Annotated in this window: 9 protein-coding genes; 5 read left to right on the top strand and 4 right to left on the bottom strand. The window is 64.9% G+C overall.

Going from position 1 to position 13,329, the window contains the following annotated elements; genetic code table 11:
- The first annotated feature begins 3 nt into the window (after positions 1–3).
- The gene (locus QX108_RS08110) at positions 4–2,364 is read left to right on the top strand and encodes a polysaccharide biosynthesis tyrosine autokinase (protein WP_315779898.1); all 2,361 of its coding nucleotides are present in this window, start codon (positions 4–6) and stop codon (positions 2,362–2,364) included.
- A 9-nt stretch (positions 2,365–2,373) separates the two neighbouring features.
- On the opposite strand, the gene QX108_RS08115 is transcribed toward QX108_RS08110, so the two are convergent.
- Complete coding sequence (locus QX108_RS08115; protein ID WP_315726256.1) at positions 2,374–2,634, bottom strand: hypothetical protein; 261 nt, start codon at positions 2,632–2,634, stop codon at positions 2,374–2,376.
- A 158-nt stretch (positions 2,635–2,792) separates the two neighbouring features.
- Entirely contained in the window at positions 2,793–3,905 is a 1,113-nt protein-coding gene (locus QX108_RS08120) for a WecB/TagA/CpsF family glycosyltransferase (RefSeq protein WP_315779896.1), read from the bottom strand.
- 395 nt (positions 3,906–4,300) lie between these two features.
- Here QX108_RS08120 and QX108_RS08125 point away from each other — a divergent pair, with 395 nt between their 5' ends.
- Positions 4,301–5,695, top strand: a complete 1,395-nt coding sequence (locus QX108_RS08125; protein ID WP_315779894.1) for an O-antigen ligase family protein — start codon at positions 4,301–4,303, stop codon at positions 5,693–5,695.
- A 39-nt stretch (positions 5,696–5,734) separates the two neighbouring features.
- On the opposite strand, the gene QX108_RS08130 is transcribed toward QX108_RS08125, so the two are convergent.
- Complete coding sequence (locus QX108_RS08130) at positions 5,735–7,723, bottom strand: right-handed parallel beta-helix repeat-containing protein (RefSeq protein WP_315779892.1); 1,989 nt, start codon at positions 7,721–7,723, stop codon at positions 5,735–5,737.
- A 215-nt stretch (positions 7,724–7,938) separates the two neighbouring features.
- Between QX108_RS08130 and QX108_RS08135 the strand changes: the two genes are divergently transcribed.
- The 3 genes from QX108_RS08135 (at position 7,939) to QX108_RS08145 (ending at position 11,275) form a co-directional block, all read left to right on the top strand.
- Complete coding sequence (locus QX108_RS08135; protein WP_315720883.1) at positions 7,939–8,889, top strand: glycosyltransferase; 951 nt, start codon at positions 7,939–7,941, stop codon at positions 8,887–8,889.
- A 76-nt stretch (positions 8,890–8,965) separates the two neighbouring features.
- Positions 8,966–10,243: an acyltransferase gene (locus tag QX108_RS08140; RefSeq protein ID WP_315779890.1), complete on the top strand. Its 1,278-nt coding sequence runs from the start codon at positions 8,966–8,968 to the stop codon at positions 10,241–10,243.
- Between the two features lie 279 nt (positions 10,244–10,522).
- Positions 10,523–11,275, top strand: coding sequence for an SDR family NAD(P)-dependent oxidoreductase (locus QX108_RS08145; protein ID WP_315779888.1), 753 nt, complete (start codon positions 10,523–10,525; stop codon positions 11,273–11,275).
- Between the two features lie 39 nt (positions 11,276–11,314).
- Here the strand turns inward: QX108_RS08145 and asnB are convergent, their stop codons facing one another.
- Positions 11,315–13,255 carry an asparagine synthase (glutamine-hydrolyzing) gene (asnB, locus tag QX108_RS08150; protein WP_315779886.1) on the bottom strand — a complete coding sequence of 647 codons (1,941 nt, stop codon included), beginning with the start codon at positions 13,253–13,255 and terminating at the stop codon, positions 11,315–11,317.
- Positions 13,256–13,329 lie beyond the last annotated feature (74 nt).

Genomic DNA, 13,329 nt, shown 5'->3' on the forward strand with positions numbered 1-13,329 from the left:
AACATGCTGCACAATCCCAACGCAAGCGCAGTTGCCTACAATCCTCAACAGGACCATGGCTGGGAGCGGGCCGGCCCCGGACCATTTGATCTGGCGCTGGGATTCCTGCGCCGGCACTACCTCGTGATCGCGATCACCGCCACAGTCTCGCTCGCTGCGAGCTTCGCCGTTCTCAAGATCGTGCCGCCGACCTATTCGGCGGACGTGAAGATCATGCTGGGCGGCGCCAAGCCCCCCGTCCTGCAGCCTCAGCCGGCGCAGGACGATCCGCCGCTCGACATGGAATCCCAGATCGAGATCCTGAAATCCAAGTCGATCGCGACGGCCGTCATCACCAAGCTGAACCTGGCCGATGATCCCGACTTCAGCGGCAAAGCGAGCCCCCTGCATGGCGCCGTGGATGCCATCCGCCGGCTGGTGAGCGCCACGCCGGAGCCGACGACGCCATCCATGGACGATCTGCTCGACGAGTTTCAGCGTCGCATGAACGCCTTCAGGATCGGCACCAGCACCGTCGTCGAAGTCGACTTCAGCGCCAGCGATCCGAAGCGGGCCGCAATGATCGCCAATGCGATCGTCAAGGAATATTTCGACCAGCAGCTGAAGGCGGAGGCCAACGAGCACCGCACCGTCACGGCATGGCTGCACGATCGTCTGCAGGACCTCGGCAACGACGCCACCGCGGCCGAGCGCGCCGTGAACGATCTGAAGAGCCGGCACAACATCGTCACGGCCGACGGCAAGTTCATCGATCAGCAGCAGGTCACCGAACTGACCAACCGCCTGGTCGCCGCCCGGACGCATACGGCCTCGCTGATGACCCGGCTCAACCGGTTCGACGAGATGCTGGCCGCGACCAATGCCGACACGCCGATCGAGAGCTTTGCTGCGGTCTCTGACTTCTCCCCGGCCGAGCTGAGCGGCAATCTCAATCCGCCCGACGGGCTGTCGCTCAGCAATTCAAACAGCACGCTGATCATCAACAGCCTGCGTCAGCAATATCTCGACAATGCGAAGCGGGAATACGAGTACGCCGCCAAATACGGCAAGGACCATCTGGCCGTCGTCAATATCCGCGCCGCGATGAAGAGCATCCGCCAGGCGATCTTCGACGAGGTGCGACGCCTTGCCGACGTCGCCAGGCACGACTATGCGGAAGCCAAGCAGCAGCAGCAGGAGGTCGAAAAGCAGCTGGCGCAGGCCGTGGCCCGGTCGCAGGACACCCGGGCCGCCGAGGTCAGCATCCGCGAGCTCGAGACCAGCGCCAAGGGATACCGCGCCCTGTACGATACCTTCCTGCAGCGCTACATGGGCTCGGTCCAGCAGGGCTCGTTTCCGATCACGAAGGCCCGCGTCATCTCCGCCGCGACGCCCCCGAAGAAGAAGAGCAAGCCGAAGTCGATCATGCTGCTGGCGATCGGGCTGTTCGGCGGCCTTGCGCTCGGCGGCGGCCTGGGGCTGCTGAGAGAAATGCGGGATCGCAGCTTCCGAACCACGCATCAGGTCGAAGATCGTCTGCGTCTGCCCTGTCTCTCGGTCGTGCCCCTGCTGAAGCAGGACGAGGTCAACAGGATCACCAAGGAGGCCGCGCCGGGCTCGGTCGACAGGGCGGACGCGGATTGCAGCCAGCGCCTGGTCGCAAGAGGTGCGGGAACGTGCTGGGCCGCATCAGCCATGCCCTCCTCTCGGTTCGCGGAATCGATCCGCTCGCTGAAGGTCGCGATCGATCAGGATCCGAGCCGGACGTCGCGGAAGGTGTTCGGGCTCACCTCCGCGCTGCCAAACGAGGGCAAATCGATCATCGCTGCCTCGCTCGCGCAGTCGATTGCCAGCTCGGGAAAGCGGGTGATCGTGGTCGATTGCGATCTCAGAAACCCGTCCCTCTCCGGCATGCTCGCTCCCGACGCCGGAATGGGCATCGCCGACGTCGTCTCGGGCGCACAGCGGCTCGAAGACACCGTCTGGACCGATCCAGTGACGCGGCTGCAGTTCCTGCCCGGCAAGGGCGCGGCACATCGCGACACCAGTGACATCCTGGCCAACGAGCAGATGCGCAAGCTGTTCGAGCGGCTGCGTGAGAGCTACGACTACGTCATCGTCGATCTTCCGCCGCTCGCGCCGGTTGCCGATGCGCGCGCCGTCTCGGGGCTGCTCGACAGCTTCGTCCTCGTCGTCGAATGGGGGCGGACACCGGCCGAGGTGGTCGAGCATGCACTGAACACGGCGCCGAATGTCTATGACGCGCTGCTCGGGGTCGTGCTCAACAAGACCGACATGAAGGCGCTGAAGCTCTATGCAAACCACTTCGGCGACTACTACAACCATGAATATTACGCCCGCTACGGGCGCGTCATGGCCGAATGAACGGGCGCATCAGCGCTGATGCTCGGGCCGGATGGAGGGATGGGCGAGGCCGGCACGCTCGAGGACGCTGCGGAGATAGATGCCGACGAGATAGCCGACCTGGACGGCAACCAGACCGCCGGCCGACAGAAGCGCAGTCGACAGGCCGCTCGCGGCCGCAACCGCGATGCACTCCACGGCGACGAGGGCGACGAGCACAATCAGCGTGCGAACGTTGAAGATCGCTCCCGCAACTGCCCCGGCCCCGAAATGAAGCGCGATCACCCACATCAATCTTCATGCCTCCTCGGCCGTGTCGAGAGGCTAGCGGCGAATGGTTAGCGATGAGCTAAGCCGCTCGGGCGGATTCGGGCAAGCGCATGGCGGCAACACTGCACCGCGGAAAAACTGTTCGCGGCCATCGGCGAGAGCTCAGAACGGCAGCGGCCTCAGGAAAGATCCAGGCCGCCGAAGCGGAATATTCTCGCCATCAGCGGCGAGACTCCGACGAAGGATGCAACGCAGCCCTGAGCCTCCAGCTGCTTCCTCAGCATCAGCAGCAGCCCAAGGAAGCGCGCATCGATGGCGCAGACATTGGAGAAATCGACCGTCACCCGCTTGCGGGCCGCAGCTGCGGCACGAAATACCGGAATGGCCCGGTCGACGTGACGTGCATCTGCTGGCCCGGAGAGGCTCAAGGTCACCACCCGCGCGCCATGGTCCTGCGTGATCGTCAGCGCCTCCCCGCGCTCATGCGTACGCCGCATCCACCAGGTGCAGAGCACGAAGGGCATCACGTGAGTGAACAGCAGCCCCAGCATCGCCGTCCCGTCGTTCCAGTAGCGTCGCCAGAGATAAGGCTCCTCCTTGATGCGCCACATCCACTCCAGGCCCAGGCTGCGCAGGACCGACGGCGCCCGCCGGACCGTACCGGCCTGGAAGTTGAGCGCGGCGCCCAGATGGGCGCGTATCGGAATCGCGAGCCGGTCGTGGTTGCGCAGCAGCCAGGATTGCCCCTTCTGACTGCTCAAGGACGCAACCAGGAAGTCCGCACCACTGGCGTTGATCTCCTCGATGATGTGATCCCGGCTCATCTCCTCGGCAGAGCAGTAGCCCGGGTTCGACCAGCCGACACAGCGAAGCCCGCCCGGCTCGCCGTTCAGCGTCCGCGCAGCACGTTCTGCGGCACCCTGCGGTCCGCCAAACAGAAACAGCTTGAGAGCGTTTGCAGACCCGGCGTCCGACTTCAGCGCATCGAAGATGTCGGCACCGGCGGTGCGGCTCTTGATCGGAATGCCGATGAGCCGGGCGATCCACACCACCGGCATGCCATCGACTGTGCAGAGGTCGCTCAGGATCAGCGACTGCCTGAAGCTCCGGTCCCACTGGCTCGCGACCAGGAAATTGAGATTGGGAGTGGAGATCAACAAACGGGTCTTGCAGCGGGCCGCGTCGCGAATGCGACCGAGCACACCGCGCATGCCGATGGCGTCGATCGGCACTCCGAGGATGCAATAGACGTCGCGCGACAAGTCGTCGTGGACCGCCGGATCGAGCGTCACCGCGTCGACTTCGGGCCGTCCGCGGCCCGTGCTCTGACCGCCCACGCGATAGGAGGATCGCCCGACCTCCTGCAACTCCTGCGTGGTGAGCATCGACCGAACTCCCTCAATCTGTCCGCTGCACGAGGATGGCCGCCTTATGGATCCCGACGGCGGCGCCGGCCCCCGAAGAGCGGGACAGCCCCCAAAATCGATCATTTAATTTTAAATCATTTGATTTATTTAATGTGGTTTATCTGTGAAAGAAAGAGCATATTTCCGGCAGCCACTCGGCAATGCGTAGAGGCTTCGACGAAACGTCTTTATTTAAAACCGCATCGGGATAATGTTCACAGGACCTGCCGCGGGGCGGCCCGCCGGATGGTCCATTCGGACAGTTTGGAAGCAGAACTCGGATGCCCAGATTTCAGGTGACGACATCCTCAACGGCCGCGGCGCCGCGCTCCTCTGCGGGCGCGTTCGACATCTGCGCGGTGATCCCGGTCCTGGCCTTCGCCTATTCGTCGCTCATTCAGCCGCTGATCTATTTCAGCTTTCCGCCGTCGCCCGGGCTTCAAGGCCTGCTGGAAAGCCGCACGGAGAACCGGATCTTCTGGCCCGCTTTGGCCGCGGTCGCCATCATCGTCGCCGCGCAGCGCCTGGCGCGCGGGACCCGTCTGGCCGCGCCGCCCAACATCGTCAGCCTCTGCGTATACTTTGGCCTGGCCGGCGCCAGCGTCGCCTGGGCCTTCAAGCCGGAGTTCGCCTTCGTCCGTTTCGTTCAGGAAGCGATGGTGCTGACCGCCGTGGTGCTGCCGGCCCTGTTGTCGAATCCGAGAGCGGACCTTCTGCGCGGCATGTTCGCCTGCTTTGCGATCGGGGCGATCCTGAACGTGCTGCTGATCCCCGGCGGCTACGCCACCTACGCGCAATACGGCACGGCTCTGGTCGACATCGGCTATCAGGGCTATTTCTCGGGGAAGAACCTGCTGGGCGAGTTTGCCGCCATCGCCTTTCTACTGTCGGTCCATGAGCTGCTCTATCCCGGCCATCGTCGTGTGCTCGGGCTCCTGGTTGCCGTCGGAGCGGTCGTCCTGATCTTCCTGTCCAGCTCCAAGACGGCGCTTGGTCTTGCGCTCCTCGCTCCCGTCCTGGCAATGCTGACGCTCGTGACGGCGCGCGCGCTGCGGCTTGCGCCCGTCCTGGTGCTCGCAGTCATCGTTCTGAGCTACTTCGTGATCGGCCAGCTCGCCGGCTTCAACACCGGCCGGATCGCCTATCTGTTGACGGGCGATTCCAGTTTCACGGGCCGAACGACCATTTGGGCCTTCTCCGAAACGCAGATCGCGCAGAGGCCGTTGCTCGGATGGGGCTATCAGAGCTTCTGGCTGGTCGGAGCGGACGCGCCGAGCATCACCGAGGCCCCTGGCTGGGTGAAAGCCATGCCGAACTCGCACAATGGCTACTACGATGCGATGCTGGAGCTCGGCTACGTCGGCCTCACGTTCCTGCTCGTCTTTCTCGTGACCACTGTGCACGTCATCGGACGCGTCATGAAACATGACGCCAAGCGAGCATGGATCCTGCTGTCGGTCGCCTTGTTCGTGATGTTCTACAATTTCCTGGAGACCTTGTGGCTCCGCGCCTTCGACGTCTCCTGGGTCGTGTTCGTGCTCGTCACGGTCGAAGCCGCGCGATACTGGCGCCGGTTGCCGCTGAGCATGCCCTCCCGTCAATCAGCGTCCAGGCAATCGATTGGCTCCGTCCGTGCGCGACTCGCGTGGCGGCCTCGGCTCGGCATCCGCACATGACGGACGCCGCCGCGCCCTCGTAGCGAGCATCGGGACGGTCTATTGCGTTGCTCCTGGCGCCGCGGCGAAGGGCGCCCCGGCATCGAGCCTGGCCTTTGCCGGAAGCACGTGAAGCTTGGTCTCGGCAACCGGATCGACCCAGGGCCAGCGATGGTCGCCGAAGAAGCCGGGCTTGGCCCGCAGATAGAGCGAGGCCGGTAGCGGCTGCGCGGGCAGGCCATCGGTCCAAACCACGTGATTGGTGAGATAATCGAAATTGCCGCCGCGGATCACCGTCGCCAACGTCTTCGGATCCGGAGCCATCGTCCATCGTTCCGGATCATAGCCGAGCATCCAGATGTTGCCTGCCCCGCCCTGCCCCCAACGGGCAACGTTTGCCCGCATCGACGGATCGTCATAGACCCAGCCGCCCATGCGCCCCGGGCGTCCGAGCACGTTGCCGACGAAGGAGTCCCACCACGATCCATAGGCGAGGCCAACAGTGCGAATTCCGGATCGGTCGACGAAACGCTGACGCTGCCCGGTCAGATGGTTGCGGAAGAAGGTCAGATAGATGGCGTTGCCATGCGTGTAGTCGCTGTCGGCGTTGTGAGACAGGTTGCCCTCGAACAGCACGTGATGCGAGCCGGCCATGTGTGACGCATTGATGCCGACCTCGACCCAACCGGGATTGTCGAAATCGAACGAATCGTCAGCGTAGTTGTAGCCGACGACGGTGCCTGCACCTGCGGAGCGAAACACCATGTTCTTGCAGACATCGACAAGAATGTTGTTCTCGACCAGCACCTCCGACGAGCCCAGAGCGAGACTGATGGCGTATCCGGCACCACCCGGTTGAGGCCACGACCCGGCGTGAATATAGGAATCGCGCAGCTCGATCCGGAACGAGTTGTTGATCGCGACGCCTTCACCGAGCCACTGCGTCACTTCGATGGATTTGGCCCATGAATAGGCGGCGGCCTCGAACCGCAGGGCGCCATCCGCACCACCCAAGATGCTCAAATGCTCGACGCCCGCATTGGCGATGTGGATGTCGCGATTGTTGGCAGCGTGACCCCCACTGTTCGGGTCGGTGCTGTAGGGCGTGAGCTGCGCCTGATGGCTGACGCGGTAGCTGATCGTCAGGGGTGAGGTGAACGTGACCGTGGTGGGCGACACGGCTGCGATCTGCTTGATCTCGGCGGTCGCCCGGTCGGTCCGCGCGAACCACGACATCGACTTCGGGAGCACGCCGGGCGTCTGGTCATACGGTCCTGCCGCATTGGAGCCGCCATTGTCGTCGCCCGGTTGGACCGGGTGATGCATGTTCCAGGCGACGCGATCGCCCTGCCAGACTTTCGCTGTCCCCGGGAAGCCTGCCGGCGTCGCCTGCCATGATGCGCCCGACGTCTCATCGAGCAGCACGACGTCGCCGACCTTGAAATTCGCTGTGCCGGCCACCGTGATCGTCGTCGCGCCCTGCGCGCCGTCAGCCGCCAGGTTCTGCGAGGCCGTGCTGTCGGGTCCGTTGTTCCAACGCGAGGGTCCGACGATGATGACCGGCTTCGGATCATAGCCGTACGAGCCGGGGTCGACAGGTGTGAGGATTCCCTGGGTACCGGCCATAACCGCTGACGTCCTGGCGCGGGCCCCGTTCGGCTTTAGCAGCCGAGTCGTGCCTGCACCGGAGCCGCGCAACGTCACCGGGCGGCTGATCAGCAACGGTTCGCTGACGATGAATGTGCCGGGTCCAAGCATCACCACCTGCCCGGCCGGCGCAGCGCCGAGCGCCGCCTGGATCGCACCGGTGTCATCTGCGCCGCTTGGAGACAGCGTCCGGTAGATGGTGGTGCGGTTCGGAATGCCTCCCGACGACATCAGGCCCGGATTCCACGCGACCCAGCGATCCGCCGGCAACAGACTGCGGTCCGATGCTGGCGGCAACCCAGGCGGCTCGGCGGCTTCGGCAACGCCGCCAAGGCTGAGCACCGCGAGCGCGGCCGCGCGGAAGATCCAGCCGCGTGGAAGACGGCTCGACGCGAACGGCAAGGCCCACCCCTGGGCCTTCCCAGCGGCCTCGCCGCATGCCGCCTCCATCCGCCTCGTCCGGGTCCGCCGCCACCCGCCAAGATTTAAAATCACCATGATTTTGACACGCCGCATGTCATAATATTAAATCAGGATTTAAATTATTGAAAGTCGTGAGCGACGCGGCTCGACGGGCCTCACATTCGACCAGCCGCCTTCTGCAAGGGATTTTGACCGTGACGCCATCGCGCCGCTATTTGCTGATCTCGCCGTGCCGGGACGAGGCTGAGTATCTGCGCCGTACGCTCGACAGCGTGGCGGCCCAGACGGTGCCGCCGACGCTGTGGATCGTGGTCGACGACGGCTCGACCGACCAGACCCCCGCCATTCTCGAGGAGTATGCGAGGCGCCTGCCCTATCTGCGCGTCGTGCGCCGCGCCGACCGCGGCGGACGCAAGGTCGGCCCCGGCGTGATCGAGGCGTTCTATGCGGGCCTCGAGACCGTCCGGCTCGAGGACTACGACTATCTGTGCAAGCTCGACATGGACCTCGACCTGCCCCCGCGCTACTTCGAGCTGCTGATGGCGCGCATGGAGGCCGATCCGCGCGTCGGAACCACATCGGGCAAGCCATGGTTCGTCCACCCGCAAACCGGCGCCCTCGAGCCGGAGGTCTGCGGCGACGAGATGTCGGTCGGCATGACCAAGTTCTACCGCGTGGCCTGCTTCCAGGAGATCGGCGGCTTCGTGCGCCAGGTGATGTGGGACGGCATCGACTGCCACCGCTGCCGCATGCTCGGCTGGATTGCCGAAAGCGTCGACACCGAGCCGCTGCGCTTCATTCATCTGCGTCCGCAGGGCGCAAGCCACAAGGGCATCTGGACGGGACGTCTGCGCAAGGGTTTCGGCCAGTATTTCATGGGCACATCACCGCTCTATCACCTGGCGGTCGCCGTCTATCATCTGCCCGCCTATCCTGCACTGATCGGCAGCACCGCCATGTTGTGGGGCTATTTCCGGAGCTGGCTGAAGGGCCTGCCGCGCTACGACGATCCGGAGTTTCGACGCTTCCTCCGTACCTATCAGCGCGCCTGTCTGCGGCTGGGCAAGCGTGCCGCGACAGCACGGATCAATGCCGAGCGGGCCCGGCTCTGGCAAGCCAGTCACCCCCTCGCCGACACGAGATGATCGGCCCGCGGACCGCGGCGATGAAGCGACCTTTTGCGAAGCAATTCATTCTCGGGCTCGTCCGGATATCATGGCCATGAATTTCGCGTTCAGTCGTCTTCGCGCCGCCTCCTTGTCCGCTCCGCTCGGAGATCCGGGTGACGGCGTCTCATCTGCAGAGACGGCCGCCGCAACGAATGGGCAAGCCGGCCCTTCTCCGGTCATTCCCTCCCTGGACGGCATACGCGCGCTCTCGGTCCTGATCGTCGTTCTCGGCCATTCCGGGCTTCAGACGGTGATTCCAGGCGGCTTTGGAGTCACGATCTTCTTCTTCCTGAGCGGATTTCTGATCTCGACGCTCATGCTGTCGGAGCACGAGCGCACCTCGACCATCAACGTCCCAAGCTTCTACGCACGGCGCGTGTTCCGGCTGATGCCGCCCTTGCTGCTCACATTGGCGATCGCCTATGGGCTCACCTTTACCGGCCTGCTGGATGGCGGGATCACCGCCAAGGGGCTGGCGGCGCAGCTCCTCTATTTCGCCAACTACTATGGCCTGTTCTTCGATCCCGGCAATACGGTCCCGGACGGCACCGGCATTCTCTGGTCACTTGCGGTCGAGGAGCATTTCTATATCGCCTATCCCTTGCTGATGATCGTGCTGCTCGGGTCTGCACTGCGCCCCCGCACCATCGGCGTGCTGCTCGGGCTCGTCTGTCTCGGCGTGCTCGCCTGGCGCATCCATCTGGTGCACGCGCCCGGCTTCTTCTCCGACCGCACCTATTACGGGTCGGATACGCGCATCGACTCGATCGCCTATGGCTGCATCCTGGCGCTCATGACGAATCCGATGCGGCAACGGAGGGAACACGGCGCGATGTCGGCAGCGCACTGGGCGCTGCTGCTGGGCGCCGCGGCCGTGCTGCTGCTCTCCCTGCTCTACCGCGACCCGACCTTTCGGGAGACGGCCCGCTACAGCATTCAGGGACTGGCCTTGATGCCGCTATTTTACCTCGCCGTCCGTTTCGCCGACGCGCCGCTGTTCCGTGAACTCAACCGCTCCTATATGATGACGCTCGGCACCTACTCCTATGCGATCTATCTGATCCACAATGTCGTGATCCGAACCATCGACAAGAATGTCCCAGCGATCGCAGCCAAGCCCTATCTGCTCTTTCCGCTGACGCTCCTGATCGCGGTGGTCTATGCGGCTGCGATCGAACGCTTCGTCGAGCCGTATTTCAGGCAGCTCAGGCACAGGTTCAGGCCTGCGCCAGCCGGCGCCCCGGTCACCGAGCAGGCCCAGGACTCGAGCCGCAAAAGCTGGCAGCTTCGCGATCGTCTCGTCGAGAGCCCGACGACGCACGCGTCCTGATCACTCCGGCGGAATCAGAACACGACATCGCAGCACGCGGCACGAGCAGCGCCGGGCATCCGCCAATCTGCCGAGCCATCGTCAGGTATAATGCGGCAAATTGTGTAATTTAATTCGTGCGCCGGGCATTTAATGTCGTTCCGTTGACATTGAATGATGGTTGGAGGCCGGCGTATGCGGATCGCGAGCGCTGTTGCACGACGAATTCGACGAAATACGCTGGGCCCACTGCCGGACGACCCGGCGCTGAAGCCCCTGAGGTCGCCGCTGCAGATCGATTTGTCGGGCAGGGTCGCGCTCGTCACCGGTGCGGCGGGAGAAATCGGCCGGCCGATCGCACGAACCTTGGCGGCCTGCGGCGCGAAGGTCGCCATCCATTACCTGACGGCACGCGATACCGCCGAGCGACTGCGCGACGAGTTGAACGAACTCGCCCCACAGCGCGCCTGCACGGTCGCGGGTGACGTTGCAAAGCTCGAGGATGTCGAGGCAATGCGCGGGATCGCGGAGAGCCAACTCGGCCCGGTCGACATCGTCGTGAACAATGCGGTGACCTGGTTCGATGAGCGCCCCGTCGTCGATCAGACGGCCGACCAGTTCGATCGGGTGTTTCGCTCCTCCGTCCTGCAGGCCTGGGCGACCGCACGGGTGTTTTCCGGCCCGATGATCGAGCGCAGATGGGGGCGCCTGATTTCGCTCGGCACGGAAATGACGAGTCTGGCGCTGCCGAACCGCGCGCCCTACACCGCAGCCAAATGCGCGATGGACGGCATGCTGCGCTCGCTGGCGAAAGAACTCGGAGAACACGGCATCACGGTCAATCAGGTTGCGCCGGGCTGGGTCATCTCCGACAAGGACCGCCGCGACCGCGACGAGGTGCAGCCGCTCTATGAGCGCTCCGTGCCGCTCGGACGCCGTGGCTACGACCAGGACGTCGCCAACATGATCGCCTTTCTGGCCTCCGACCTCGCAAGCTTCGTCACGGGGGTGCGCGTGCCGGTGTGCGGCGGAATCGTCATGCCGGAGGCCTGAGCGGTCCGGCGTCGATGCCGGCGCCTCGCTCGTCTTCCGTCAGCGGAAGACGCGGTGGCGGTGGCACCAGCGGACGAACACGTAGATCGACCAGACGCGGGACCAATAGATTCCCGGGGCGCCATCGAGAAAGGCGCGCCAGAGCCGTTCCACCGCCGCGGGCGCAAGACCCACTGCCGCGATCGCCTGCGGATCGCGCAAGGTCTCGTCCATCGCATCCTGCAAGCCGCGCCGGATCCAGCGATCCAGCGGCAGCACGAAGCCGCTCTTGGGGCGATCGAACAGCGAGAGGTCGAGGCCCCGCAGGCCGATGCGCCGGAGCATCGCCTTGCTGCGCAGCGGCTCGTAGCGCGTCGGCTCGGGCAGCCGGTCGACGCTTTCGAACAGCACCTGATCGACCAGCGGTACGCGCTGCTCCAACGAGGCTGCCATGCTCGCCACGTCATTGTCGCGCAGCAGGCGCTCGCCAAGAAACAGGCGCTGCTCCATCACGCTGATCGCCGATAGCGGCGTACGCGCGCGGGTCTCCGCGCTGATCTTCGCCTTCATCGCCGCCGGCAGACCGTCGTTCAACGTCGCGACGAGGTCGGACGCGAGCAGCTCGCGCTGGAAGCCGGGAAGGAACAGCGCATAGGCCATCTGATAAAGCGCCAGGAGATCGTCGCTACGCCGAACCATGTCCGGCAGCTTGGCCCAGCGCGTCTGCGGCGCGACGGCGCCGCCGGACGACGACAGCATGCGCGAGGCCAGCGCCGCTGCGGCGACCTTCAGAGTGTCGGGCAACCACGCCGTGCGCCGCGACCATTGCTGCAGAACCGGCAAGTCGCGGAAGGACGTGTAGCCGCCGAACAACTCGTCGCCGCCCGTGCCCGACAAGGCCACGGTGAAGCCGGCGCCGCGGATCGCGTGCGACATGTAGTAGGCGTTCAGACCATCGAAGGTCGGCTGGTCGAGGCTGTCGAGCGCTGCATCGAGATTGTCGACGAAGTGCTGCTCGGTCAGCACCACCTCATGGTGCTCGGTGCCGATGGCCCCTGCAATGCGGCGCGCGATCGGCCCCTCGTTCAGCTCCTGCTCTTCGAAGGCGAGCGTGAAGGTGTGGATCGGGCTCTTGGCCGCACGCTGAGCCAGATTGGCCATGACGGAGGAATCGACGCCGCCGGAGAGGAACACCGCGAGCGGCACGTCGCTGGCCAAATGCAGGCCCAGCGTGTCCTGGAGAATGGCGGCAAGCTGCTCTTCGTCCATGCCTTGCTGTGGCGCATGGCCGGGGATGGTCCAGAAATCCTCGTCGCGAACCGTGTGGCCGGCCCCGTCGAAAGCGGTGAGATGACCGGGAGCCAACAACTCGACGCCCTTGACCGCCGTTCCCGGCCCGACCACGAAGCCGTTCCAAACGCCGCTGGCAACGGCCTGCGGATCGAGTTGCGGCTTGCCGAGAAGGCCCGACGCCAGCAGCGCGCGCAGCTCCGACGCGAACGCCAGCGACCAGCCGGCGTCGGGACTCGCCGCACGGGCCACGTAGAGCGGCTTGATGCCGAGCGGATCGCGCGCCAGCAGCAGCCGGCGCTGCTTCGGATCCCAGCAGGCGAACGCGAACATGCCGCGCAGCCAGGCCACGGCCTCAGGGCCGTGCAGGCCGAGCGCGCGCAGCATCACCGCGGTATCGCCCGTCGAGTTGAACGTCTGCCCCTCCGCGGCCAGGCGCTGCCGCAGATCGGCGAAGTTGTAGATCTCACCGTTGAAGACGATGACATGTCCGGTGACCGGATCTGTCATGGGCTGCACACCGGCCGGCGAGAGATCGAGAATGGCAAGGCGACGGTGGCCGAGCAGCGCACCCCAGCCTCGCTCATCCGGCTCGGAGACCCACGTCCCTCCGGCATCGGGACCCCGGTGGAGCATGGCGTCGTTCATGCGCTGCAGCGCTGCGCGATTGTCGTCGTCGACCCGGCCAATGATCCCAGCAATGCCACACATCAGGGAAGTCCGTCTGCAATGCGCGAGGTCAAGACGAGAGATGGGCAACGACGTCGAGCCTGCTGGGCTCGACG

The organism is Bradyrhizobium sp. SZCCHNR1002 (genome assembly GCF_032381435.1).
Taxonomy (GTDB): domain Bacteria; phylum Pseudomonadota; class Alphaproteobacteria; order Rhizobiales; family Xanthobacteraceae; genus Bradyrhizobium; species Bradyrhizobium aeschynomenes.